The organism is Bradyrhizobium sp. UFLA05-108 (assembly GCF_059803455.1).
Genome location: NZ_JBANAZ010000033.1, coordinates 45,650 through 71,913, shown reverse-complemented (window position 1 = coordinate 71,913; position 26,264 = coordinate 45,650). Strand labels below are relative to the sequence as shown.

Annotated in this window: 18 protein-coding genes and 3 pseudogenes; 15 read left to right on the top strand and 6 right to left on the bottom strand. The window is 57.2% G+C overall.

What is annotated here, in order from left to right:
• Positions 1 to 575: 575 nt before the first annotated feature.
• Both SO140_RS23800 and SO140_RS23795 read right to left on the bottom strand, forming a co-directional pair.
• Positions 576 to 1,592, bottom strand: a complete 1,017-nt coding sequence (locus tag SO140_RS23800; RefSeq protein WP_498543218.1) for an LLM class flavin-dependent oxidoreductase — start codon at positions 1,590 to 1,592, stop codon at positions 576 to 578.
• Positions 1,593 to 1,735: 143 nt separating this feature from the next.
• Complete coding sequence (locus tag SO140_RS23795) at positions 1,736 to 1,906, bottom strand: hypothetical protein (RefSeq protein ID WP_498543217.1); 171 nt, start codon at positions 1,904 to 1,906, stop codon at positions 1,736 to 1,738.
• 248 nt (positions 1,907 to 2,154) lie between these two features.
• Between SO140_RS23795 and SO140_RS23790 the strand changes: the two genes are divergently transcribed.
• Positions 2,155 to 2,955 carry an NIPSNAP family protein gene (locus SO140_RS23790; protein ID WP_498543216.1) on the top strand — a complete coding sequence of 267 codons (801 nt, stop codon included), beginning with the start codon at positions 2,155 to 2,157 and terminating at the stop codon, positions 2,953 to 2,955.
• Positions 2,956 to 3,424: 469 nt separating this feature from the next.
• Here the strand turns inward: SO140_RS23790 and SO140_RS23785 are convergent.
• Positions 3,425 to 5,023: pseudogene (locus SO140_RS23785) on the bottom strand (MFS transporter); the annotation flags it as partial.
• A 405-nt stretch (positions 5,024 to 5,428) separates the two neighbouring features.
• Positions 5,429 to 5,905 carry an Lrp/AsnC family transcriptional regulator gene (locus tag SO140_RS23780; RefSeq protein ID WP_498543215.1) on the bottom strand — a complete coding sequence of 159 codons (477 nt, stop codon included), beginning with the start codon at positions 5,903 to 5,905 and terminating at the stop codon, positions 5,429 to 5,431.
• Positions 5,906 to 5,979: 74 nt separating this feature from the next.
• Between SO140_RS23780 and SO140_RS23775 the strand changes: the two genes are divergently transcribed.
• From SO140_RS23775 to SO140_RS23760, 4 genes are all read left to right on the top strand, one after another.
• On the top strand, positions 5,980 to 6,165 hold the full coding sequence (locus tag SO140_RS23775; RefSeq protein WP_498543243.1) for a hypothetical protein: 186 nt from the start codon (positions 5,980 to 5,982) through the stop codon (positions 6,163 to 6,165).
• Positions 6,162 to 7,574, top strand: coding sequence for an NAD-dependent succinate-semialdehyde dehydrogenase (locus SO140_RS23770; RefSeq protein WP_498543241.1), 1,413 nt, complete (start codon positions 6,162 to 6,164; stop codon positions 7,572 to 7,574). Before SO140_RS23775 ends, SO140_RS23770 begins: the two co-directional genes overlap by 4 nt.
• A gap of 11 nt (positions 7,575 to 7,585) precedes the next feature.
• A complete protein-coding gene (locus SO140_RS23765) occupies positions 7,586 to 8,986 on the top strand; it encodes an aminotransferase (protein WP_498543214.1) in 1,401 nt (466 codons plus the stop codon).
• 410 nt (positions 8,987 to 9,396) lie between these two features.
• Positions 9,397 to 9,681: a hypothetical protein gene (locus tag SO140_RS23760; RefSeq protein WP_498543213.1), complete on the top strand. Its 285-nt coding sequence runs from the start codon at positions 9,397 to 9,399 to the stop codon at positions 9,679 to 9,681.
• Positions 9,682 to 10,473: 792 nt separating this feature from the next.
• Here the strand turns inward: SO140_RS23760 and SO140_RS23755 are convergent.
• A complete protein-coding gene (locus SO140_RS23755; protein WP_498543212.1) occupies positions 10,474 to 10,722 on the bottom strand; it encodes a hypothetical protein in 249 nt (82 codons plus the stop codon).
• 349 nt (positions 10,723 to 11,071) lie between these two features.
• Here SO140_RS23755 and SO140_RS23750 point away from each other — a divergent pair, with 349 nt between their 5' ends.
• From SO140_RS23750 to SO140_RS23710, 9 genes and pseudogenes are all read left to right on the top strand, one after another.
• Positions 11,072 to 12,214, top strand: coding sequence for an alpha-hydroxy acid oxidase (locus tag SO140_RS23750; protein ID WP_498543211.1), 1,143 nt, complete (start codon positions 11,072 to 11,074; stop codon positions 12,212 to 12,214).
• A 1,079-nt stretch (positions 12,215 to 13,293) separates the two neighbouring features.
• Positions 13,294 to 14,433 carry an amidohydrolase family protein gene (locus tag SO140_RS23745; protein ID WP_498543210.1) on the top strand — a complete coding sequence of 380 codons (1,140 nt, stop codon included), beginning with the start codon at positions 13,294 to 13,296 and terminating at the stop codon, positions 14,431 to 14,433.
• A 20-nt stretch (positions 14,434 to 14,453) separates the two neighbouring features.
• The gene (locus SO140_RS23740; RefSeq protein ID WP_498543209.1) at positions 14,454 to 15,461 is read left to right on the top strand and encodes an amidohydrolase family protein; all 1,008 of its coding nucleotides are present in this window, start codon (positions 14,454 to 14,456) and stop codon (positions 15,459 to 15,461) included.
• A gap of 764 nt (positions 15,462 to 16,225) precedes the next feature.
• On the top strand, positions 16,226 to 17,365 hold the full coding sequence (locus tag SO140_RS23735; protein WP_498543208.1) for an amidohydrolase family protein: 1,140 nt from the start codon (positions 16,226 to 16,228) through the stop codon (positions 17,363 to 17,365).
• A 33-nt stretch (positions 17,366 to 17,398) separates the two neighbouring features.
• Positions 17,399 to 18,406 carry an amidohydrolase family protein gene (locus tag SO140_RS23730; RefSeq protein WP_498543207.1) on the top strand — a complete coding sequence of 336 codons (1,008 nt, stop codon included), beginning with the start codon at positions 17,399 to 17,401 and terminating at the stop codon, positions 18,404 to 18,406.
• A gap of 11 nt (positions 18,407 to 18,417) precedes the next feature.
• On the top strand, positions 18,418 to 18,822 hold the full coding sequence (locus SO140_RS23725; protein WP_498543206.1) for a Rieske (2Fe-2S) protein: 405 nt from the start codon (positions 18,418 to 18,420) through the stop codon (positions 18,820 to 18,822).
• 779 nt (positions 18,823 to 19,601) lie between these two features.
• Positions 19,602 to 21,264: pseudogene (locus SO140_RS23720) on the top strand (thiamine pyrophosphate-binding protein).
• A 29-nt stretch (positions 21,265 to 21,293) separates the two neighbouring features.
• Positions 21,294 to 21,432 (top strand): annotated as a pseudogene (locus SO140_RS23715) (amino acid dehydrogenase); the annotation flags it as partial.
• Between the two features lie 525 nt (positions 21,433 to 21,957).
• Positions 21,958 to 22,755 carry an aspartate/glutamate racemase family protein gene (locus SO140_RS23710; RefSeq protein WP_498543205.1) on the top strand — a complete coding sequence of 266 codons (798 nt, stop codon included), beginning with the start codon at positions 21,958 to 21,960 and terminating at the stop codon, positions 22,753 to 22,755.
• A gap of 528 nt (positions 22,756 to 23,283) precedes the next feature.
• Here SO140_RS23710 and SO140_RS23705 read toward each other — a convergent pair.
• On the bottom strand, positions 23,284 to 24,606 hold the full coding sequence (locus SO140_RS23705) for a M20 metallopeptidase family protein (protein WP_498543204.1): 1,323 nt from the start codon (positions 24,604 to 24,606) through the stop codon (positions 23,284 to 23,286).
• A 701-nt stretch (positions 24,607 to 25,307) separates the two neighbouring features.
• Between SO140_RS23705 and SO140_RS23700 the strand changes: the two genes are divergently transcribed.
• Complete coding sequence (locus SO140_RS23700; protein WP_498543203.1) at positions 25,308 to 26,234, top strand: 2-hydroxyacid dehydrogenase; 927 nt, start codon at positions 25,308 to 25,310, stop codon at positions 26,232 to 26,234.
• The last annotated feature ends 30 nt before the right edge of the window (positions 26,235 to 26,264 follow it).

The window sequence follows — 26,264 nt, the reverse complement described above, 5'->3', positions numbered from 1 at the left end:
AACGTTCGATTCTGAGCCTCTTCAGCAGTTCGCTGGCCATGCGTCGCTGAATGCGGCGTTGCCCAGCGGCTGCCGCAAGCCTGCATCGAGCGCAGTGTCAACCGTTCTTGACGCTGAGAGTCGTGAAGGGGCCCGGCAGTTCGTCCCTCCCGCCAACACCCGGCATGTCCGGTGCCCACACTCGGAATCGCTCCGCCAGCATCTCGACGTCGCGCACCTTCCCACGATATTACCTTGCGGTTCATGGCGAGCGCAGTGAAATTTCCATTTGTTATCGTGGTTGATCCGCATCGATACCGGAATACACTACCGCCCACAAAGCCAGGGGCGGGGCGGGGGCTTGGGCGACTTTAGGCAGATCCTGCTCCGCTTCGGGGAGAGGCTGGCGGGACATGCTCCTTATGTAGGCAAGAAGCGCAAGCAAGATTCCCAGCATCCGGGCCGACGCTCCGATCTATTATCCTCAAACGCGAGACGAAGAACTCCGAATTCAGTCGGCTCTTCGCTCGTCCCGTCTCGCAATAAAGGGTTTGTCCCTGGCTTCGATTAGCGCCAGATCGGCATGCTCGTCGGCTTCACCACTTCTTTTCCGGAAACACGATCGGTGCCACCTGTTCCCTGAAGGTCTGAAGGAATTTTGCGAAATGCTGGTGGGGAACGCCATTGAGTTTCCAGACAATGAACTCAGTGAACGGGTAAACTTCCCGGATTCTCTTCAGGCGAGCCGCGATCTTCGAAGGCGTATCAATCAGCATGCGGTCGCGCATTTGATCAAATCCCAGCGCCTTGGCCTCCTTATCTTTGGCGTGCAGGTCCGGGAGCTCTTGGTTGGCGTACCATTGCTGATATTTTTCGTTTCGGTACTGGTAGGCTGGCCCCACGAATTCACGCCAATCATCCCTGTAGCTATCAGACGCCCAGACCGTCGACGCGAGAAGCAGCTGGAAGTTATCTTGGCTCTTCCCATGTTTCTGCAAAGCGGGCAAGACGATCTCATTCCACCTTTGAGCAAGGTCGGTTTCTTGGTCAATGTGGCATGTCATGAATTGGCCGTCGGCAAGGCGGACAGCCCGCTCCGTGGGGCGTGCGGCGTAGCTACCCACCACCAGCGGGATTGGTCGCTGCACAGGCGGCACGCTCACCGGAAGTCCATCGGCAAGAGGAGCACCGGAGAGACCAGGCTTAACGAAGGTCATCGCCTCTTCCATGAGTTTTGCACGATCGCCAATCGAACGTCCGAATGCTTTGTACTCGGACTCATACTGTCCGAGGCCGACGCCCAAAGTCAGGCGACCGTGCGAGAGGGTGTCAATGACACAAGCCTCCTCGACGACCCTTCTCCATTGCGTCAGCGGAAGCTGAAGAATGCCAGTTGCTAGGCGAATGCGCTTCGTTTCCCGCGCGAATGCGCTGAGGACGGTAAGTGGTGCAGGACAGAATCCGTCTTCAGCAACGTGGTTTTGAGGGACGAAGACAGTCTTGTAGCCAAGTTCGTCCGCAAGCTTCACCATCTTGATCTGTTCGTCGTAATGTTGAGCCGTAGGAGGCCTGCCCCCGATGTCCCTCATGTCGGTTAGGTAACTAATTGCCACGCTATCTCTCCAAGGTGTGGGGGATACCAAGATTTCAGCTGCGCCGGGCTCGCCGGTCGTGGATGTCCCGCGGGGTGACAGAGCAAACAGTAGTGCGGAGTCGCGACGGAAAACCGCAAATGAGGCCGTACCGGCGCTGGAAATCAACCGAAGTGCGGCGCCGGCTTTAGCCGTATCCACTGACGAATAGCATTTGTCAGGGTACGACCACATTGGTGGTCTCCCTTAGCGCGAACCAGTTCAACCGCAATCTGGCCGTCCGTTGATGCTTTAGCGACAAGAAGATCGATCTCCCGCGCGGCGGTGCGCTCCATGACGCCCCCCTCGTGCTGCTCGCCTTGGCGGCCTGAGCTAAGCCGAAATTCCTATGGAACGCGCTCATCTCTGCAGGATTTCGCTGTTCCCACGTCGATCCGCGCGAGCTTTTCGCGTCGACGAGCTATAGAATGCTTAACGTGGCGATCACACGAACGCCACGCGAACTTCCGCAGGAAGCGAGCGCCCGAGGCGTGAGCACATGATCGAGCACGAGCAGAAATGAATTCTCAAAGGAGAACGAGGAGTGAGTGATAAAGCCTACATCTATCGTATCAAACAGGGGAAGCTCTACGAATATCGTCGTTACTGGTCGACCCCTGGCAACCTCGACGCAATGCACGAACGCCACGAGACGGCTACCTTGCCGGCGTTCCGTCGCCACGGAATCAGGCTGGTCGGATTCTGGAGCCCTACATTCGGTGGGCTCAATAACGAGCTCGTCTACATTGTCGAATGGGACAGCATGGAGGAGAGGGACCGCGTCTGGAAAGCGTATCTCCAAGACACGGAGTGGCGGACAATCTGGAAGGAGAGTGACGAGAAGAACGGCGCAATACATGCCAGAGTCCATACCGAACTCTGGCGCGCCGCGCCGTACGCTTCAGAGCCCCGCGCCGCGCTCACCGCCCTACGGAAGATGGACCGGACAAGTAACAAGGGCCCGGAATATCGTCTGAAGCAGGGGAAGCTCTACGAATATCGTCGCTACGAGGCGACTCCCGGCAAGATGGAAGCAATGCACGAGCGTCACGAGGTCACTATGTTGCCAGCGTGGGGCCGCGCGGGCATCAAGCTGGTTGGATTCTGGATCCCTACATTCGGCGGGTTCAACAGCGAGCTCATCTACATTTGCGAATGGGACAGCATGGAGGAAAGAGAGCGCGTCTGGACGCAATTCCTCGATGACCCGGAGTGGAAGACAGTCTGGAAAGACACAGACAAGAAGGTCGGACCAATCCATGGCAATATCCAGGTCGAGCTGTGGCGGGCTGCGCCGTACACGCCATACCCCAAAGCTGCGCTTGCTGCTGCAGTGCCGACTTAGGGTCCCGTGGAGAGACCCAGCGCTTTGGGTGGAATTCCAACAGACTACCCTAATTGGACATTGCAAGGTTTCGGATTTTGGGTCTTCGAAGCCTTGCAATTTCGCTTTACGGATCGAACGAATCTGCTGGGCGGCATTCCTTTGACGAGATGTGATACGCCGCCTCGCGTCTGAGAGGGCCGAATTCACAGCTCAATCATTCAAACAGGCCGGCTTTTCGGTCGGCCACGCCAGTTCTCTCCGCCGACCGTATCATCGAGGTCATGACAGTCCGCGGCCGGCGGCCGATGACGCAACGAGCTTATCTCAACCCGAGATCGAAGTTCAGTCCAAGCGTCCCAGATTGGTCTCGTGGCGGCGAACATACCGCGTTGCGCTTTTCCTTACGCCTGACGCACGGCCGTCTCAATCGTTGCCCAGCGCTCGACGCTGTCGGATATGTCTTCTCTTCCTTGAGAGCAGCTGATCAGAACGGGCGTTCCAGCATACGGCGGACGCGTACCAGGCCAGGACCGACGTGGAACGTCAGCGCTTGCCTATCCAAGGCGCGCTCCGACTGCGTCCAGCGGGTTCGCTGGCGCAAATATTCGAGCCATGTCGGGCAGTGATAACGCTCGGTCCACAGCTCCGGGTCGGCGATGTCGCGGGCGACCGACCAGCCGTAGGCCCCATTGCGTTGGCGAGACAGCTGTATGTCCTGCATCACCTTGTGGAAGGCTCGCGCATTCTCCGGTGCGACGCGATATTCGACCTGCACCACGACTGGCCCGCTGCGGTATGTGAGCGGCAGCCGCACTTCCGGATTGGCGAGCACCTCCGTGTTCTCCCTTATCACCTTGATCCGCGGCATAGGCAACCAGAGCCCAAGCAGCGGAGAACTCGCCATCAGCGCGGCCGAAACAAGCAGTGCGATCTCGACGCCAGCAGCATCCGTGAGGTGACCCCAGCCCCAGCCCCCCATGGCGAAGCCGCCGGAGAACGCACCCTGATAAGCCGCAATCAATCGGCCCGACACCCAGCGCGGCGCGGAGAGCTGCACGCCGATATTGAACAAGGTGGTTGTCATTGTCCAAACCGCACCGGCCACGACCAGTGCGGTCGCCGTCAGAACCGGCTCATGGCTCAGCGCCACGGCCGCTATAGCGCCTCCCATAGAGAGCGTACAGCTGCGCACGGCGGCTTCGCCGCTCATCCGACTGCGTACCTTGCCGACGCAGAGTGCTCCAATAGTGGCCCCGAGACCAAAGGCCCCGAGCATGATACCATAGATTTGCGCGTTACCGTGCAAGAGATCCCGTGCGATTAGCGGCATTAGGGCCGTGATAGAGCCGCCGATCAGACCGGTTACCATAGCTCGAACCATTACGATCTTGATTGAGCGCGAATTACTAAAGTAGCGCACCCCTGAGAGAATGGCGCGGCTCAGCTGTTCACGCGGCAGTCGCGGCGGCTCCGCGAGACGCTTCCAAAGGAGCAGCGCCGCCATTAGCGGCAAGAATAGTAGCGCGTTGAGCGCAAAGGCTGCGACTGCACCGGAGGTCGCAACCACGATACCGCCGATTGCGGGCCCAAAACTGCGCGCAATGTTGTAGCTGATTCCATTTAGCGCGACCGCCGCAGGCAGCGCCTCTGGCGGCACTTGCTCGTTAGCTGAGGATTGCCAGGCGGGGGCCATCAATGCCATGCCGCTGCCGATTACGAAACAAAGCACAAGCAACAAGTTCGGCGTGTTGAGGCCCAGCCAGTCGACTGCTGTGAGCGTAGTAGCGCCGCAAAGTGCGATCGAGAGCGCAACCAGCGCGACGATGCGGCGATCATACATGTCGGCGACGGCACCGGCCGGCATTCCGATAAGCATCACCGGCAGCATCAATGCCGTCATTACCAGTGCTACCTTGTCGGCTGACGAGGTCATCTCCGTCATCGCCCATACCGCCCCAACGAGCTGAATCAGGAGCCCGAGATTAGACAACAAGCTCGCTAACCAGATATAACGGAAGGTGGCATAGCGAAGCGGACCGGAGATGCCGTCGACTCTGAACCTCTGTGGCTGATGCGGATCAATCATTTCGCCTCCCTGCTCCGCCTCCGACGGTAGATTCCAGACCACTTCGGGCAAGTTTGCCGGTCTCAAAAGGGGCAAATGCTGTGCTCAAGCTCGTCTTCTTTGGTTGTTGAAGCACGCTCGCCCCGCCCTTGCATACCAATGAATGATCGTCGCTGTAGATTTTAAGCCGCGTGGCTGCATCGGTGGCGCGGCCGAAGACCGTCTCGGTTTGCAACTGTTTCGCGAAAACAACTCTGACGCGAATTACGGACTTCGCGCCTTTTCAATCTTAGAAACTTAATTGCAACTACCTCTCGTCGCAGAGTAGAGGAGCGATTGTGCAGTTTTTTCGCATTCTAAGGGAATGCACGAAGAAAAAGCGCACAAACGATGCCAGAATGCGACGTCTAGACCGACGTGTGTGTGTCAATCCTCAGACGGGAATTCGACTGGAACGGCAAAGCCTGCTTTTACGCGATCCATCACCACCATCGTCTTGAAGCCCTTGATGTCCGAGTTCTCATAGAAGAACCGCCGAGTGAATTGCTCATAGTCCTCCATGGTGCGAGAGGAAATATAGAGAACGAAGTCGGCGTCACCGGTTACGTAAAATCCATTGATGACCTCAACTGACGATTTGATGGCCTTCTTAAACTTATCGATTATGTCCGAACGCTCTCGCTCCAGGGTCACGAGCACTAGCATTTGAATTGGCCTTCCCACTGCCTTCGCTGAAACGATGGACACATCGGACTCTATGATGCCCACCGAACGGAGTCGCTTCAGTCGCCGTTGGCACGCTGTCGCAGAAAGCCCAACCATTTCCCCGAGCACCTCAGAGGTCAGTCGGTTGTTCTTTTGCACGATCTCAAGAATCCGAGCGTCTATCCGGTCGTATTGCATCCAGGTCCCCCCTTCAGATGAATTTCGCCGCGAGGTGCCTGTGCAGTGCAGGAAATCGTCCGAACGACAGGAAAATGCGGCGCAAACACGTTTACGACAGCAGTATGCTGAATGCAGAGGCAATTTCAACAGGCGACGGCGTGGGTGGCTCTCAATGGCCTTACAAACTATTCGACAGAAAACTGGATACTCAGTCAGTCCTGCTCTTGGGCACCTACAAAATTTTAGGCGTCGCGACTTTGTTGCGGGAGGCGCGCTGATCGACGGTTGCTGGGTTGCGAGCGAGCAAAAAGACGTTGTGGTCGACCCCGCCACGGGAGAGCAGATCGCGGATGTGGGGCGTTGCAGTGCCGCGGACATGAATCTGGCGATCTCAGCAGCTGATCGATCATTTCCTGCTTGGCGAGAATTATTACCTGCGAGACGCGGGGCTATCCTTCGAGCTTGGGCATCATTGATGCGCGATCACTCGGAAGAGCTTGCAATATTGGTAACGAGCGAGCAGGGAAAACCGCTCGTTGAGGCGCGTCAAGAAATTGATTACGGTGCAGGTTTTCTCGAGTGGTTCGCTGCGGAGGGCGAGCGCGCATACGGGGAGACGATCCCTAGCCACAAACTGGGGAGTCTTCTTCAGGTGCGAATGCAGCCAATCGGCGTGGCTGCCGCGATCACCCCATGGAATTTTCCTGTCGCTATGATTACACGAAAGGCTGGAGCGGCTCTTGCGGCCGGCTGTCCCATCATTGTGAAACCTGCCCCCGAGACCCCGCTTTCCGCTCTTGCTGTGGCCAGATTGGCTGAAGAGGCGGGCGTCCCGCGCGGGGTGTTTCAGGTGCTCGTCGGAGATCCCATCGAGCTTTCGGCACCTCTGTTGCGCGATACAAGAGTACGCGTACTTTCGTTCACCGGTTCTACGGAGGTTGGGCGTCTACTTCTTGAAGAGGCGGGCAAGACTGTAAAGAAGGTCTCGCTCGAACTGGGCGGGCATGCCCCCTTTCTCATCTTTGACGATGTTGATCTCGATAAGGCTGTCAATGGAGCGATGGCCGCAAAGTTCGCAACATCGGGTCAAGATTGCTTGGCGGCGAACCGAATCTACGTACAAAAGGGCATCTATAACGCATTCGTCGAGTCCTTTGCTGCCGCAATTGCTCAACTGAAGGTTGGTCATGGCTTGGAACCTGCAACAAACATAGGGCCGATGACGAAGCTATCGGTAGCCAACAAATGCAGGGCCCAAATTGACGATGCGGCGGCACGGGGGGCGCGGGTGATTTCCACGAAACAGGATGAAAAACTAGGCCTAAACTTCGTAGTCCCAACACTGCTGAGTGAAGTCACCGACGACATGCTCATAGCACGTGAGGAAACATTTGGGCCGGTCGCTGCTGTGCTGTCCTTCGACTCGGAGGAAGAAGTCATCGCTCGAGCTAACGCTAATGAAATGGGGTTGGCTGGCTACGTCTATACCGACAGCTTACGTCGAGCCCTTCGACTTTCTGAGAAAATCGAGTGCGGGATGATAGGCATGAATACGGCTTCATTCACTGGACCTCCTATTCCGTTCGGCGGATGGAAGCAGTCTGGGCTCGGTCGCGAAGGGTCGAGGCATGGCTTAGCGGAATACATGGAACTGAAATACGTCTGCTTCGGCGATCTGGCGGCTTAGGAGAAATTGTTATGATTGATATTAAGACAATCGCCCAACTCGATCGCTCGACTGTTCTGCATCCTTTTACCCAACTCAAAGAATACGCCAGTGGCAAAAGCGGCGATGCTACCATCATCACTGGGGGGAAGGGCATCCGCATCGAAGATGCCCGGGGACATAGTTATATCGACGGCTTTGCAGGCCTCTACTGTGTAAATATTGGATACGGTCGGACCGAGGTGGCTGAGGCCATCGCGCGGCAGGCTTACAAGCTTGCATACTACCACACATACGCAGCTCACACGACTGAAGAGCTCGCGATCCTGTCGGATCGTCTCGTACGAAAGGCGCCGGGTAAGCCCAGCAAGGTATTTTTTGGGCTCTCCGGATCAGACGCGAACGAAACGCAAGCTAAGCTCGTCTGGTACTATAACAATCTGCGGGGCCGGCCTAAGAAGAAGAAGATCATTTCGCGCGAGCGTGGCTACCATGGTTGCTCAGTCATTTCCGGTTCGATGACTGGTATGTCGTTCTACCATGATCACATGGACCTCCCGTTTCCAGGCGTTTTGCACACTGGCACACCACACCACTATTGGGGCGCTGAGCCGGGCGAGACGGAGGAAGCTTTCTCTCTCCGGCGTGCCGCCGAACTTGAAGAGCTTATCGTACGGGAGGGACCCGAAACAGTCGGGGCCTTCATTGCTGAGCCCGTGTTGGGTACGGGGGGGATCACGCCGCCTCCTACGGGCTACTGGCGCGAAATTCAGGCCGTGCTCAGGCGGCACGACGTTCTTCTGATTGCCGATGAGGTGATTTGTGGATTCGGTCGAACCGGCGCCGATTTCGGCAGCACCCTATACGGGATCGAACCAGATCTGGTGACGGTCGCGAAAGGTCTCACCTCCGGCTACGTGCCGCTTTCGGCAGCGATAGTTGGAGAGAGGGTTTATTCCGTCATGGAGGAAGCTGCCGATCGAGTCGGATCATTTTCGCATGGGTATACCTATTCGGGCCATCCGATTGCAGCCGCTGCTGCCAACGCTGTCCTCGACATTGTTGAGAAGGAGCGACTGAGCGACCGCGCTAGGATCGTGGGCTCCCACTTCCAAAAACGGCTCAAGGAACGGTTTGCGCAGCTCGAGATCGTTGGCGAAGTTAGAGGCGTTGGCTTGCTCGGGGCGATCGAGTTCGTTGCGGATCGCCAGACGAAGCGCCGATTTGATCCACAGCTCAAAGTGGGGGCTCGCATCTCGCAGGCTGCTCGCGATCGGGGGCTTATTGCACGAGCAATGCCGCATGGAGACATTCTCGGTTTTGCGCCGCCTCTCGTTGTGTCTGAGAGTGAAATCGACGAGATTGTTGATCTGGCGTATCGAGCGACGAAGCAAGTAATGGACGAACTCGCCAAACAATCGTCAACTACTTGAACGTGGCTTGCAGAGCTGTGGCCGCTGAGTTCCTAATACGCTCCCTTTCGACAATTGTCGCTGGCCGAAAGGCGAGGCCTCCGATGGTGATCTGCGACACGAGTGGTATCGATTTGAGTAGCTTGATGACGAGGTAAAGTAGGTGCTCAACCCTCAACGCCTATTGAGCTTTTGGTTCCAGCGCGTTCATGGCGGCAGGCCGGCCGAATCGGGTCCGCAGCCGGATCGAGGGCTTCGGTTACGCGCCGGCCGACGTGAACTTTGCGCTCAAGAGGTGGCTCGTGATCTTGCTGCTGCACCGCGCGAGCAAGCCCACCAGGCATCTGCAACGCACGCAGAGAGGTTATGAGCTAAAATATCTCATTGGAGGCTTAATCGGCGTGGCAATTCGTTGAGCACTGGTACGAACCTTGCGAATCCTGCTCGCAATGTTCATTGCGATGCGCATCGAGGATTACACCCAAGGCCTCGCCTTGGGTGAGCCTGATGACTGGCGCCGGCGGGTTTCCACCGAGGGGGCAATCGATCGGCATCGTGCCTCCCGGGGTATTCGCCGATGGCAAGCCGCATCGCGTGCGGCTCTATTCGATCGCCAAGCCCGCCACGGCGAACGACCGAACACGAACAATGTTGCGCTAACGGTAAAGCGCGAGCCGAACGGCGTCTGTTCGAACTACGTCTGCGATCTCAAGTAGGGCGACAAGGTTCAGGTCAGGGGACCTTTCGGCGCGACATTCCTGATGCCGAACGATCCCGCCGCCAACATCGTCATGATCTGCACCGGGACGGGCTCGGCCCCGTTCCGCGGCTTCACGGAATGGCGGCATGCCTGCCGCTCTATTGCGCTAGCACTTCGTCTACTCCCGCGTGCCCGGCGAGAAGAAGGTGTACGTGCAGGACCTGATGCGGCGCGGCGAAACCAATATCGCAGAACTGCTGCGCTCATAGGCAACCCACATCTATGATTGCGGCCTAAAGGGCATGGAGCAGGGCATTGACGCGGCGCTGGACGATGTCTGTCGCTCCAACGAGCTGCATTGGAACGCCTTGCGAGACGCTATGCGGGCCGAAGGTCGCTATCAAGTCGAGACGTACTAGGCTGCTATTTCCGATATTTGCGAGAGATCAGGGAGGGGCAATGAGCGAGCTTCTGCAAGCTAAGTCGGCGGTCGCTAAGCGACGCCGCTGGCCAACGAAGCAGCGTTTTAGAGCCAGCATGTCTGGGTCCCGATCCGGGAGCTCGCGCTTCTGATCAATGCCTTCGACTTCCCGTCCTGGTATGTGAGAGAACGCGGCGCCCGCTCTGCTCTCAGCCGTGCCCGTGGTCGTGAGATGTCGCATTCTGCAAGAGCCCCATCGCTATGTTCGTCCGTCCACAGTGCCTGCTTCAACAGGAATAGGTGCTCTTCGCGCCGGTTGCCTTGCAGCGTCTGCTGGAGCCCGCGCTCCGCGCGTGCAAGCGCCGGGCGACACCGGTGCGGCCGGTGCTAGTCTTCAATGGCGCACGTGCCCGCTTTCCCCTTGCAGATCCATTCCGCCACATGGCTGGAACAATTGAGAAGAGCGATCTGCCGCCGGTGGCGCGCTCCAGGACATGGATCCCATGCGGCTCGCATGCCGCGATTTTCTTTTTCCTTGCGCTTGGCTTCGTCCTTGAAGCTGGAGCGACGCGAAAGATAAGTGTGCCGCGGTCGCATCGGTGCAGCCGCGGTCTCCGTGGTCAGCGTTTTTCGCATCCACCCGCCAATGGGCCCGAGTAGGAGCATGTCCCTATCGTAGAAGGAGCGCTCATTTTCGCAGGGTTTCGGCGATCCCGAGCCGATTTACGCGGTTTCTTGGCGTCGACCTACTATATAGTGATGGAGATAGCCCGCCTTACCAGAAGCGAGCGCCTGAACGCATGGGCGCCGTTGCAGAAGGAGCAGATATGAATCGGAAACGCAGGAAATTCTTTGAACAAGCAGCAGCGCTCAGCGTCGTCGCCAGATGCTTGCCCTTCGCGCGAGAGGAACGAGCGAAGGAAAACCTCAAAGTGGTGGCTTGCGGACCGGTTTGTACCGATGGCTCGAAGAAGGTGACGGGAAGGTGGACGTCGTGAAAGCTGAGTGGACTTACATCCAGGGCGGGCACACTGCGGACGATCTTCGCGAGCGCGCTCGGGAGTTGCTCCCGCCGGGTGTGTTCGCGCACGTGATCGGCGGCGCAGGCGACGAGCGGACTCTTGCCGCGAACCGCGCCGGGTTCGGTCGTTATCGTCTGCTCTCCCGGGTGCTCGTCGATGTCGCGGAGGTCGACACGAGCGTCGACATATTGGGGACCAAGCTCGATGCTCCCATTTTCGCCTCCCCGACGGGGGGGATCGCGGCGGTGCATCCGGAGAGCGAGAGCGGCATAGCCCGCGGAGCCGCGGCAGCCGGGGTCGGATTCATGCTCACCGGCCTATCGAGTGTCACGCTTGAAGATGTCGCGGCGGCGGCGGGGCCTGCGCGCTGGCAGCAGATCTTCTGGCAGCCCAGCCGTGAGATCATGGCCGACCTTGTCGAGCGAGGAGAAAGGGCGGGCTACAAGGCGGTAGTGCTTTCGGTCGACGACGGCGAGGTGGCGAGACGGAGGATCGTCCGGACGGGCTACCGCGTACCGGTCGAGGACACGCTCGCCAATCTCAAGAGGTATGGAAGTCCGGAATGGCAGGCGCGCATGCGCGACCGCAGGCATGACGCGGGTGACGATGTGTCCCTAAGCTGGAAGAACGTCGAGTGGTTCAAGTCGATCGTTCGTGTCCCCCTTCTGCTGAAGGGCATCATGTCGCCTCTGGATGCGCGACGTGCTGTCGAGGCTGGCGTCGACGGGATCATTCTCTCGAACCACGGCGGCCGCCACCTCGATGGGCTTCCGGGAACGATCGAGGTTCTCGAGGAGGTCGTCCATGCGGTCGGCGGCAAGATCCCCGTTCTCATGGACGGAGGAGTGCGCCGCGCGACCGATATCGCGATCGCGCTCAGTCTCGGGGCGGCGGCTGTCGGGCTCGGCAGTCCCGTGGTCTGCGCGCTCGCCTGCGGCGGTGCGGACGTAGTCAGCGCATTCTTTGAGGACCTCGTCACGGACCTTCGCCGCGCGCTCGGTGTGGTGGGCGTTCCGAGTGTCGCGGGCCTGACCCGCGATCACGTCTCGCGGATCGACCAATACGTTTCGGATGCCGCGCTCGGTCCGTTCCTGCCCGCGCGGTAGGCCGTTGAGATGTCGGAACAGGATGGGCCGGCGGGTGGATGTGCCCGCCGGCGCGCACGCTGTCTCCGCGGGAGACCTTCTCGGTTCCGCACGGTGTCCCTTCAGAGACCGCAGATACGACGCGTCGATCGCTGACGGCTTATGCGTCATCTTCACCGTAATTGCCAGCGTCGCGGCCGGGGTCGACCGTCGCGATCATCCGCGTCAAGGGACCGATATAGCTGGAGCGTCAACACGAAAGCGGAGGCTATCTCGAAATGCATCAAGCTCGCTGCGGATCGCACCGGCCTCAGCTTTACCAGCACGGTCGCCTTCCGGCCCACCTTGTCGGCGAACTTGGATTGGATTAGGCAGCTCACTTGCGTCCCCAATGCTCAGAATAAATGCGTACGCTGTGCCTTATTGGAAGAAGCGGCTCCTAAGAGTAGTGGCGGTTCGCCTTAATCTCCTTCCGCCGCTGTGTCTTCGTCCAGCGGTGCCAGTTCACAACGCCACATCGAGACCGGCGATCATGCCGTTGGCACGCGCCCCCCAACTTCAGTATACTTCAGTATCCCTCACTCCCCAACAAGCCCAGGCGAGTGACAGAGATCCACCATTCTTCGGCGCCGAAATCGGGCTAAGACGAACGCAATCTCACAATTTTACCTTCAATTTCAGCCGATTTTCGGAGGCATGCGTCGCACATCTCTTGCAGGGAAACGCGAAGAACAAGTCTTGCAGGGAAACGCGAAGAACAAGCCAATGCAGTAGAAGACATATCATGGGTCCCAAAGATGTGCGCCCGATCCCAAGGACGACAAGAAACTTTTCCGCCAAACCCGATCATGGCGGTGGTACGCAACGATATGCTCCAAAAAAAATCCGAAGCTCGCTGAGTTCCTAAGCGGGCTCTCGTCGAAGCACTGATAATGCCGCACTGATCAAACTAATTGGGCGGGCTGATCTTGAGAAGAAGAGCGTAGAGGAGGTATCTATCGAGTTTCTCAAGCAATAAGCCCCGATCTGACTTTGCTTGCGTCCGCACTTGACACCTCGCCGGGCGATATGACGGCGTGCTCATAGATCGGAGAAGAAAAATGAGCCGTGTAGCCACCCCGAACACCGCGACAAATAATCGGAAAAGAGGGCCAGAGTCTATTATAGACTGCGATGTTCATCCCCTTGTTCCCTTAGCAGATCTGCTCGACTCGATGACAAGCACTGGCCGGCGCGCGGTGCTTGAACTTATACCTCAATTGCCGGGGACGAGCGATAACCCCGCACGTGACGCCAATCGTAACTTACACCCCTCCGGCGGTTTGAGGCACGATGCTGCTCCGTCCGGTATGGAGCTTCCTGGCTCGAGTCCAGACTTCGCCATCACTCATCACGTGGAGGCCAACGGAATATCCGCCATGCTTCTGCTGGCTTTGCAAGCCACCACCGTTATTTCCTGGGCTGATGACTATCCAACCTCGCAATATCTCAGCGCTTTGAACGACCTCGTTCTTGAACGATGGTACAAGCGAGATCCACGATTCAAGATTCTGATCGCGGTATCACCACACAACCCGCATTGTGCAGTACGCGAAATTGAACGGCTAGGGTCTCATCCAGGCGTCGTTGGTATCAACCTGCCACTTGCCGAACTGAGCCTTGGCAATCCCGCGATGGCAGCGTTCTATGAAGCTGCCGTTCACCACCAGTTGCCCATTTGCATTCACCCAAACGGGATGGAGGGGAATTTGTGGAACTCGCCAGGGCACTCGGGAGGGATCGTGCGCAGTTATCCGGAGCGTCATTTGATTTTGGCGCAATCAGGCCAAGCAGCAATTGCGTCTTTCATCCTAAGCGGTATGGCGGCTAAGTTTCCAAAACTCAAAATTCTATTTGTCGAGTTCGGCTTTAGTTGGGTGCCCGGGCTAATGTGGCGCATGGACGGGATCTGGCGGAAAACGGGAGGGCCGACGGAACGCGTGCCGCTTCCGCCCAGCAGTTATCTCGTTGAACAGATTCGGTTCACAACTCAACCCTTTGACGAACTGCCGCAGCGCACTCCAGTCGTTCCCTTACTTGAATCATTTTCTGCAGACAGAACGCTACTGTTCAGTTCTGACTACCCACATTGGGATACGGATAACCCAAAGTTTATTCTCGGCAAGTTGCCGCCGAAATTCCTGGAGCCTGTTGCGTGGAAAAACGCCATCGCGACGTTTGGGGCGCGGCTATTGGCTTAAGACAAACTGGGAGTAGTCAAATGGCATCCTCAATCATTGACTGTGAGCGTCACGCAGGCGTGTCCTCGCTTAGCGAGTTGTATCCGTTTTTCTCTAAGGCTTGGGAGCACCGGCTTAAACGGATGTCGTTTGAGTTGCCTCCCCTGAGAGTTCATCCGGGCGATGCTCACTTACTAACCGAAACTTCCGCCCGGAGCGCAGCGAAACCTCCTGAACCTCAAAACCGCTCGATAGTCGTCCCACACCAAGTGATGCAGTCTGCTGGTTGGTGCGACACCAAGCTCTGCTCCGTTTATGCATCGGCACTGAACAGGTATTTTCTTGAGGTCTATTTGGACCAGGAGCCCAGCCAACGCTTAGCCCTTGCGGTGTCGCCCCACGAACCGGATGACGCGGTCAAAGAAATCCGAACGTACGCAGGCGACAACAGGGTGGTCGCGGTAGCAATGCCTTTGATCTTTTCCAATTTGGGGCAAAGCCACTATAGACCAATCTTGAAAGCTGCGGCTGAGAGCGATCTTCCAATCATTGTCCATCCAAGTGGATGTGAAGGAAGGGTGCCAGGCACTCCTTTGTTGGCGGGAATAGGCCCGCGGTTTCCGGGTGAGTACGACGCCCTAATCTGGCAGGTTGCAGCAATCAATATAGGAAATTTGATATTCGACGGTGTTTTTTCAGAACTCCCTATGCTCAAAGTGATCTTTTCTGGTGTCGGTTTCGAATGGCTATGCTCTGCCCTTTGGCGAACGGATACGGAGTGGCGCAACATGCGCGTAGACATTCCGTGGGTCACCGAATTTCCATCCCTCTATATCGAGAAGAATATCCGCATTATCGCCGACTCAAACGTGATACCGCCCCTTATGATTGAGAGCGTTTTTGAATCTGTACCACAGACAGTTCTGCTCTATGGCTCGAACTATCCGTTCCAATCCGCCGATGCCTTGGAAGTTCTAGAGACCTTTCCGGAGAACATTCGTCCGCTCGTAGCCCATCTAAACGCTGAGGAGACGTTTAGTCGTTTGTGAAGACGAATAGCATGAAGGTCCCTGAGCCGCCGTTTGAGGTCGAAAGAAGCCTGGCGCCACACGCTCGATCTCCGCGATAAATTTGCATCAATCGCATCTTGTGCCCCGACAACGGAACTTCTGGGAAAGCAAGCTCCTAGTATGCCAATGGCGCGTTGGTCTCCTGCAAGTTCAGCCATAACGACCGACACAAGGTGATGCACCAAGGCATGGAATTCGAGATCGCGCAACAGTGCAACATCGACCGAAAGCACAGGCATGCAGTTGACAGATCACGCTTGAGATCGACGATCATAGCGTTTCTCAGCACGTCCTTTTCGGCCGCAACCAGCATTTCACTCGGCGTCGGTCTGTCTTGGAATCAGCGGAGCGCCCAAAGTGCCTTTATAGGGCGCGTTCGACCTCGCGTCCGCCGAGTTTACTTGGGAACCGGGCAGTCGACAAATACCCAAGGCGCCGAAATTGAAAGCATTGCAGAATTTCTACAATCCATCTCGAATTCCGCAGTCTTCGGGCGCTAAAAATCGATTATTAATAAAGGCGCAGAGAGTACAGGCGCAAGAAGAAGAGCTTTGGTAGCGCAGCTCGCGACGCGAGCGCGCCGACAAGGTTAATCTGAAGCGTGGCTTTTAAGGAGTTCAAGAAGAAAGCGGAGAGAGACGTCTGCTGAGTTTCTCAATGATAGGCGGATCCGGCGTTTCCGTATGGAGGATTGGCCTTTCTTGCGATTGGCGAGCCGTCAATCTCCGAGATGGGAGGAAAAGATGAGCGTAGCAGCGCCAAATGGTGCATCGAGCAAACAGAAAAAGGGGCCAGAGTCGATCATAGACTGCGATGTGCATCCTCTTGTTCCCTTTACGGATATCATCGACGCAATGACGATCGCCGGAAGGCGCGCGGTCCATGAGGTAATGCCTTCATTGCTTAGGCAAAACTACGATTCCGGACGTGATGCCAACCGTAGCCACTATCCGACAAATCCGTTGAGACTCGATGCCGCGCCGTCCGAGACCGAGCTCCCTGGCTCAAGTCCAGACTTTGCCATCACTCAACACGTGGAGGCCAACGGTTTGTCAGCTGTGCTTCTGCATCCGTTGCAAGCTACCACAGTCATTCCTTGGGCTGATGATTTTGCAACGTCGCAGTTTCTAAGTGCTTTGAACGACATCATCCTTGAGCGTTGGTATGGACGAGATCCGCGATTCAAAGTGTTGATTTCCGTCTCGCCTCACAACCCGCTTGATGCGGTGCGCGAAATTGAGCGTCTCGCGGCTCATCCAGGTGTTGTTGGTATTAACCTGCCACTAGCGGAAGTGAGCCTTGGCGCCTCGGCGATGGCCAACTTGTACGAATCGGCTGTGGATCACGGGCTGCCCATTTGTCTTCATCCAACGGGAATGGAGGGGAGTCTATGGCACTCAACAGGACATGCCGGAGGCATCGTGCGCTCCTACGCAGAGCGGCATTCGATCCTGGTGCAGGCAGGACAGGCGGCGGCTGCGTCTTTTATTTTAAGCGGCATGGCAACCAAGTTCCCTAAGCTAAAAATTGTCTTCTTGGAGTTTGGGTTCAGTTGGGCGGCTGGCTTGATGTGGCGGATGGACGCAACCTGGAAACAGAGCGGGGGCGCGAGAGAACGCATCCCACTTCCGCCGAGCCATTACGTTATCGAGCAGTTTCGATTCGCGACGCAACCATTCGATGACCCGTTCGAACGAACTGCCGTATTTCCGTTATTGGACGCGATCTCCGCAGACAAGACGCTGCTGTTTAGCTCCGATTACCCACATTGGGATACGGATAACCCAAAGTTTATCCTCGGCAACAAGTTGCCATCACAACTAATAGAGTGCGTTGCGTGGCAAAACGCAGTCGCGACGTTTGGAGCGCGGCTACTAGCTTGAGAAGGATCATCGATCGAAAGCGGGGTAGACTGAATGGAATTATCGTTTGTCGACTGCGAGCGTCACGCGGGCCCGTCCACGATTTCCGAGTTGTATCCATTTTTTTCAAAAGCATGGGAGCACCGCCTCAAGCGAATATCATTTGTGTTGCCTGCAGTAACAATACACCCAGGTGGCCCTCATTCGCCAAGCTCGCCGCTCGCAGGTAACGCAAATGAAGTTTCCAAGGCCGTGAAGTGCTCGATAGTCGTCCCACATCAATTCATGCCGTGTGCTGGTTGGTGTGATACTAAACTGTGCTCGACTTATGCCGCGGCACTGAACAGGTATTTCATCGATGTTCATTTGAAGCAATCCGTCAACGACCGTTTGGCGCTTGCCGTATCGCCCCACGAACCGGATGAGGCAGTCGCAGAAATTAGATCGTACGCGGGCGACAGCAGGGTTGTTGCGCTAGCAATGCCTTTGATTTTCAGCAATCTGGGACAAAGCCACTATCGACCAATTTTGAAAGCGGCGGCTGACAATAACTTCCCAATTATTGTCCATCCGAGTGGGTTTGAGGGAAGCGTACCAGGCACTCCTTGGTTGGCAGGAGTCGGGCCGAGATTTCCGGGTGAATACGAATCGTTGATCTGGCAGGTTGCAGCGATAAATATCGCGAGCATGATATTCGATGGGGTATTTGCAGAGCTTCCAACGCTCAAAGTAATTTTTTCTGGCGTTGGCGTAGAATGGGTAGGCCCTTCGATTTGGCGTACCAATACGGAATGGCGCAGCAATCGTATTGATATCCCGTGGGTTATCGAACTCCCATCGCGCTACATGGAGAGGAATATCCGTATTATTGTTGACTCAAATATAACGCCCACCAATATGATTGAGAGTGTCTTTGGATCTATCCCGGAGACAATGCTTCTTTATGGCTCGAATTATCCGTTTCAAGCGATGGATCCCTTGGAACTGCTCGAGGCGTTGCCGCGGGAAGTCCGTCAGCGCGTAGCCCAGCTCAATGCTGAGGAAACGTTTAATCGCTTGTAGAGGCATGCAACATGAACGATATCGAGTCAGAACATGATTTCGAAAGGTTGGATGCCGACTGGCTATTTGTCGCACGAATAGCCGACCTTAAGCGAAACCACTTCAATATTGTCACGACAGCTTCTCGCGTCTCAATTGGGGTTGTTCTAACGGACAAGGGGGTTTTCGCAGTTCGCAACCGATGCCCTCACATGGCGGCAGAAATCTGCGCAGGTGGCGGGGCGACCTATACGATGCGTCCATCGCGTCCGTTCGAATATAACCTCGATGAAGATGTTCATGTCGTTCGGTGCCCTTGGCATCGTTGGGAATTCAGGATCGACACCGGTTTAAACGTCGGAGGTGTGACCCCGGCGCGGTTAAAGTGCTTTCCTACAAAAGTGGTCGGTGAGTGCGTATATGTACGAGCAACTTAACGGAAATTGTCAATTCTCTCGAGGGTGCCAATTGTGATCGAGTGGCTTCCGCTGCTGAGGGAGCGTACCGGCCCGTTCTCGACTCAAATCAGACATTCATCGGCGCTTACCTGGCAAAGTAATGCACGTATAGGATATATCGCCGACCAGCGGCGCAAGATAAGCAGGTTCTTGCCGACTGCTGCTGCAAGCCCTTCCGCCGTCAATCCATTGCGGCTAGCAACAGGATCTGGCCTCTCCAGACCACTCTCTGCCGCTTGCGGCGACCCCGATCGAAATTCGCTCGATATTTCTCATCGGGTACGCTCACGGGTTCACGCCGATTTGTGAATCGTATGTCAGCAACACAGCACCAGCGCTACAATGAAAGCGAAAATGCAATGGCTTGTCGACGACGGCCTGAGCCCCGCAGGCACAGCGTCTCCTGGACCCATGTCGAATCCTTTTCGAACAATTCGCTCAGGTTAAATCTGGGCTATCCTCGTTGGAATTTTGTAGAATCTCGGCTCCACGCCTTAGACGTAAACGCGTAAATCTAGCTGTGTCGCAGTGCCAACAAGTCGATGAGCGATTTCGACGCGATGAACGCCGTCTACCACACCTAAGTCGTGCACACGCACTGACGCGCCTGCGAAGGGCCAATCTCGCCGATCCCAACTATCGCATCGAGATAATTCCGATCTCCGGACGCTAGGCATCGATGCATTTCGGCCTGTGCCGTGGTCTCGCCTGTCCTACGCCGCTTCGGTCATATCGCCAAACGCCTGGAGGGGGCTGACATGAATCAATCGAACGGAGACAAAAGCGATCTGCGCACCGGCGGCCAAATCCTGATCGATCAACTGGTGGCGCAGGGCGTGGAGCGAGTGAGCTGCGTTCCCGGCGAGAGCTATCTCGCCGCGCTCGACGCCATGCATGGCAGCCCCATCGACGTCATGATCTGCCGCGCCGAAGGAGGTGCAGCGATGATGGCGGAAGCCTATGGCAAGCTCAGGGGAAAGCCGGGTATCTGGTTTGTCACCCGCGGTGCCGGCGCGACCAATGCCAGCCATGGTGTACATATTGCTATGCAGGATTCCACCCCGATGATCCTGTTCATCGGCCAAGTCGACACCGGTATGCGCGGGCGCGAGGCCTTCCAGGAACTCGACTACAAGGCCGTGTTCGGCAGCATGGCGAAATGGGTGGTCGAGATCGACCGGCCCGACCGCGTTCCCGAACTGGTCGCCCGCGCCTTCCGCGTCGCGCTGCAAGGCCGCCGCGGCCCGGTGGTGGTCTCGCTGCCTGAGAACAGTTGGCCGAGATGGCCGCGGTGAGCGATGCCCCGCGCGTGGAGCCCGCGATCACCTGGTCCGCGCCTGCTGACATCGACCGTCTCAGCGCAATGCTTGCGAGCGCGAAGGCGCCGATCGTCCTGCTCGGCGGTTCGGGCTGGGACGAAGCGGCAAGCAAGAACATCGCGCAATTCGCCGATCGCTTCGATCTGCCAGTTGCGACCTCGTTCCGCCGCGCCTCGCTTTTTGACGCCGATCATTCGAACTATGCCGGCGACCTCGGCATCGGCCCCGATCCGCGCCTGAAGGCGCGCATCACCGGCGCCGATCTGATCCTTCTGATCGGCGGCCGGCTGTCGGAAATGCCGTCGTCGTGCTACCCCCTCCTCGAAATTCCCTCGCCGACGCAGCTGCTGGTTCATGTGCATCCTGGCGCCAATGAGCTTGGTCGCGTCTACCAGCCAGCCCTTGCGATCCAGGCGAGCCCTGTTGCCTTCGCAAAAGCGGTTGCGACGTTGAAGCCGTCCGCGGCGCCCGCCTGGAAGGGCGAAGCGGCCAAGGCGTATGCCGACTATCTGCGATGGACCGGCAAGCCGCGCGAACTGCCGGGCGATTTCCAATATGGCGAGGTCGTCGTCTGGCTGCGCGATCGGCTGCCGAAGGATGCCATCGTCTGCAATGGTGCCGGCAATTATGCCGGCTGGCTGCATCGTCATCATCGCTTCCACGCCTTTGCGACCCAGCTCGCACCGACCTCGGGCTCGATGGGCTATGGTGTGCCCGCCGCCGTGATGGCCAAGCGGCAATATCCTGACCGCGTCGTCGTGGCTTTGCCGGCGACGGCTGTTTCCTAATGAACGGCCAGGAATTCGCCACAGCCGCGCAATATGGCGCGGCACTCATCGTTGTCGTTATTGACAACAGCCAATACGGCACCATTCGCTTGCATCAAGAGCGCGAATATCCGGGCCGTGTGGTCGGAACGCTGCTGCACTTCGCACTTCATGCCAAGGCCTTTGGCGGCCATGGCGAGCGAGTCGAGCGCACAGAAGATTTTGCTCCCGCCTTCGAGCGGGCGCTCGCATCAGAAAAGCCGTCGATCCTGCATTGCCTCCTCGACCCGCGCGCGATGTCGGTCGGAAAGGATTTTGTTCCGGCTAAGGTCTAAGCGATGACCGAAAGTAGCGCCATGTCGCCATCATCGGAGCCCGCACAATCGGTGTGATCGGCGCCATCGAGGCGTTGTGTGACCGCCATCGCGTGACCCTGGTCGATCCGGGCGGCGCACGCGGCGAGCTATGGCAATGCCGACTGGCTGTCCTCGCGTTCGAATATCTTTTTTGTTAGACGCGAGCGCGCGATTCGCTACATCAGTCGACCGCGAAGAATTGTCTAAGTCGTTAAACCGGAGTTGGTTTCGGTCTCGGCAGTATGGCTCACCTGCTTCTGGGGCGCGGCCGAGGCCCAAGAACACGATCGGTCGGCCGCGTCCTTGAGCGACCACACGTGCCTTGAGCGGCGCAGTCGGCAGTATCGGCGATGCGCGACTCGACCGTCGTGCATCTCAGGAACTGGTCACGAAGCCATCATTCACGGCGCACCTCGGACACGCGGCGGCCGCGGAACGGCGCATGGGTCGCTGTGCGGATTTCGCTAAATGACGGCGAGGACGACAGCTTCCGCGCTGCTTGATCCGCTCGGGAGGGAAGGGGCAGCTGCTGTTGTGAGCAGGGGTTTCACCATCACCGGCCCAGAAACCAGAAACCGCCGAGCTCGGGAAACAAAATGGATGTCATGAGACTGCCCATGCCAATACGTAGTAATCCGTCGCGCTAGCGATCGCTCCGCTCGACTTCGGCGAATGAAGCGCAAGTTTCGAAGAAAACCAGCCTCGATCTATGCTATAGTCGTCGATATGACCTTGCAGACCCCATATACACTTGGAATTCTCCATCTCGAACGCGGCGTGCCGTCGGGTGTCGCGCCGCCAAAGCCCCCACCCGGCTCGATGTTGAATCCGGAGACCTTCGACTTCCCGATTATTTCGGAAACCGTCGCGGGCGCTTGGGTGGAGAACGTCGTTCGCGGCGATCCGGCGCTTGAGCCGGCTTTCATTGCAGCCGCGCGGCGGCTGGTCGAGCGAGGCGCTGTCGCGATAAGTTCCACCTGTGGGTTCTCTATTCGCCATCAACGCGCGGTGTCAGCTTCGGTGGAAGTTCCCGTGGCGATGTCTAGCTTACTTCTACTGCCGTTGTTGGTTCGTCAGCTGCCGCCCAAAGCTAAGATCGCCGTCCTGACATACGACACGACGCATTTTGCCGAAGATTTGTTCGGGCTGGAAGATCCCGCTGACCGGGCGAGGGTCGTAGTAGGGGGTATCGAAGGTGGCAAGTTCTGGCGTGATGAACTGAAGCGTCCTGCTCCGCCCATCGATGTTGCCGCAATCGAAGCAGATGTCGCCGCTTGCGTAACAAGACTGCGAATCGCGCATCCAGAAATCTCGGCAATCCTTTTCGAATGTGCGGCCTTCCCAATGGTTGCCGCGCCTATCCGTCGAATGACGCGGCTCCCCATCTACGACATCACGGACCTTTGCAGGATGACTATGGCGTCCACAGGACGGGCAGCAAGATCGTCTACATTCGCAGGATGTGGTTGACACGAGAGAATTTTCGGACGTGAGTTGAATCGGGCTGCACCAACGGCCACAGAGCTTTTGTCCTCTATATTTCTCGAGATCCTGCTTGGCGCTCAGCCAAATCTCGAAGGCATATGCGTTTGATGCGCCTGAGAGACTCACGCGTGTTCGGACCGAAGCGGGCCGGCGCCATGGAAGGTGTGTCGTACGTAGTTCTGCAGAGCGCGAGTTCATTGCGCCGCTGTCGGCGCGTGTTGGTAGGCGATATAGCCGTCCACCTGCAAACGCCCTTGAAGCTGGCAAGATTCTAAGCTGCCACTCGCCTTCGCGGTCAGGTGCGTGACCAAGCCCAGCATTGTGCTTCCTGGTCGAGCGAAGACGATAGGCATAGTTGGATACCAAAGCCTGTCAACGCTTCTCCGAAGTCCAGCTGCTGGTTATCCTGCGAGTTATTTAACACGTCACGGCATGAGTAGGAGCAGGTCGCTGACCGGCATGAAGAGCACCGGCGGGTCTTTGCGCCGATGCCTTCAAGCCTCTCCATCTTATTCAGGGATTCAGTAGATCGAGGACGTATGCTATTGTGAGTTCCGCTGTGGGAATGAGGAGATCATCAGAAGCTCCGAACGTCGGCGTATGCACGAATGATTCATTGCCGGCCGTACGAGTACCGAACCAGAAATAGATCGACGGCACGCATGCCGCGTAGAAGCCGAAGTCGTCACTACCTGCTGCTCGCCTTTTCGCGGTAAAAGATTCGCGGCCGATCGTGTCATGAACGACTTGCCGGAAGCGCTTCACCATTTCTCCGTCGTTGACGACCGGGGGCTCGCCTGCTCGGATGATGCATTCGGCGTGGCCACGATGCATTGCGGCCACACCTCCGGCTACCTCGCATACGCGCTGGGACAGCAGCGCTCGACGTTCTGGACTGCGGGTCCTGATCGTCCCCTCCATGACGACCGAAGGGCAGATGATGTTGGTCGCTGTGCCCCCATGGATGGTGCCGATGGTGACGACCGCGCCGTCATCGACCGGCATCTCGCGCGAGACCACCTTTTGCACCTCGTTAACAAACGCCGCGGCAATCGCGATTGCGTCGACGCCGTTATGCGGCGACGCGCCATGCGCCATCTTACCCGTGATAGTGAGCCTGAACTGATCTGCCGACTTGGTAATCGAGCCCTCGCACGCGTCGAACATGCCGGCGGGAATGTCGGGACTAACATGGAAGCCAACCGCCCCGTCAAAGCCGTCCAGCAGCTTCTCGTCTTTCACCGTACGCCCGCCCAGCGGCTCCGCCTCCTCGGCCGGTTGGAAGATTACGCGCACTTTGCCCGCGAAATTGTCGCGCATTCGGTGGAAGGCGAGCGCAGTGCCGAGCGCGATCGATGCGTGCACATCGTGACCACACGCATGCATGACGCCGTCCACCTGGGAGCGATAAGAGAGGTCCTCGCGGGCCTCCTGAATCGGCAGCGCGTCAATGTCGCCGCGCACTGCAATCGATCGTTTTGGACCGGAAGCGGTGCCTTCGATGTCGACATAGAGACCAGTGTTGTGGAACGCCTTCGCACCATTAAGGCCGAAGCGCTGTAGTATGCCGCCAATCCTCTCCTGTGTCTTCCATTCTGCGTTGGAGAGTTCTGGCTCGCGATGCATGGCGTGACGCAGCTCAATGACTGCGTCGCGCTCGGCATCCGATAGAAAGCTATTGCTGCGTGTGCCCATTGAGCTTGAACCTTCATTTAAGTCTGCAATTGCCGCTGCCCGCACCCGCTCTGCCATCGAATGTATCCGTTGCCACGCTATTCGTGCATCCGAGATAATCGGGCTGTCGAAAAGTTCCAAATTCAACGTCGGATAGGCCATGGGCTTTGGCGGTGTGACCCCAATGCCGCGCTCGAAATGGACAATCCCGGGAGTATGGGATTTGCGAGGTCATGTTCACCATTATAGCTTTGTCAAAGCGATTTTCTCCGATATTTGCACTGTGTCCGCCGAAAACGGGCATGAAGATCCTTCAATTGCGTGCATTAATGCGAACCACCATCCGCGATCCATGGACTTGGCTTTTATTTTGCGGTTCGGCGGTCGAAGATCTCAAGTGAATTCTTCCTTGGCAATAGGCGCACCCCGCTGCCGTCTTGCCAGCACCGTGATCCGATCCGCTCGTTTCGAGCGGAGCAGAGCTATACGACTATATTCCGGACCGGCTTCATCTCATCCAACAATGTCTGCATGTAGCGCTGGGACAGGGCGGAGAGGCTGCAGAATCCGACTTGCAATGAAAGCTCGCGGACGGCCTTCGCGTTGCCATTCGCCGCCAAGTATGTCGTTCGGCAAGGAGGTCGGTCAAACAGCGCAGCTGGGGCCCTTATGACATATAAACCGAGCGCAGAAATCCTTCTCGCCACCTTCGGAAAACGCACGATGGCGACGTTAGTAAAATTCTAACATTACATTGCGCACAGCTAGGCGATTCGCCGATTTCTTCTGACGAACTACCGTCACAGCGAACAGAGCGCAGCCAGCGCACCCCGTTGTTCTCACCGGCGATCAAGGTCATTCGAATGGCATTATTATTCAAGAGCTCATCCGATCCGCTTCTTTGGGGCCGCTATCTAAGCGAATACGGCGCCGCGGTCGAACTGCGCGTTTGGCCGGAGGTCGGTGCGGCGGAGGAGATCGAATATGCATTGGTTTGGAAGCCCGAACCAAGCGAACTAAGGCGATATCCAAATCTGAAGGCATTGTTTTCAGGCGGTGCCGGCGTGGACCATATATTTGCGGACCCGCTTCTCCCCGAGAATGTTCCTGTTTGTCGAATAGTGGACGAAGAGTTGACGGCTCAGATGAGTGAATATGCTGTCTACAGCGTACTGCACTTTCATAGGAAAATGCCAACGTATCTTCAAGCGCAGAAGGAGCGTGTTTGGAGGCGGCTTGCTCTTGCTGATACTGCAAATACTCAGGTTGGCGTGATGGGCCTTGGCCAGATTGGAAGTGACATCGCCAGAAAACTTGCCGCACTTGGCTTTAAGGTGTCAGGCTGGAGTCGTTCCCCCAAATCGATCCCGCAAGCTCGTACTTTCAGCGGCGATGCAGATCTTGCTCCGTTCTTGAAGGACAGCCATTACCTCATTTGCGCGCTACCGCTGACGCAAGCGACCAGAGGTATTCTTAATGCGGCCACACTGAAAATGCTGCCTTTAGGCGCGTACCTGATTAATGTTGGGCGCGGAGCTCATCTAATCGAAGAGGATCTGCTGACAGCTCTGAATTCGGATCACTTGGCCGGGGCGATGCTCGATGTGTTCCTTGAGGAGCCACTCGATCCGAGCCACCGCTTCTGGGGACATCCCAAAATTGTGGTAACGCCGCACGTCGCCGGTGATCCCAATCCGCGGACTTGTGCGCGCCACGTGGCCGCGAACATTCAGCGTCAGAGGTGCGGGCAGCCCATGGCAAATGTCGTCGACCCATTCGCGCAGTATTGATCGTACCATCTCTTCAGCTGGAGATATAAC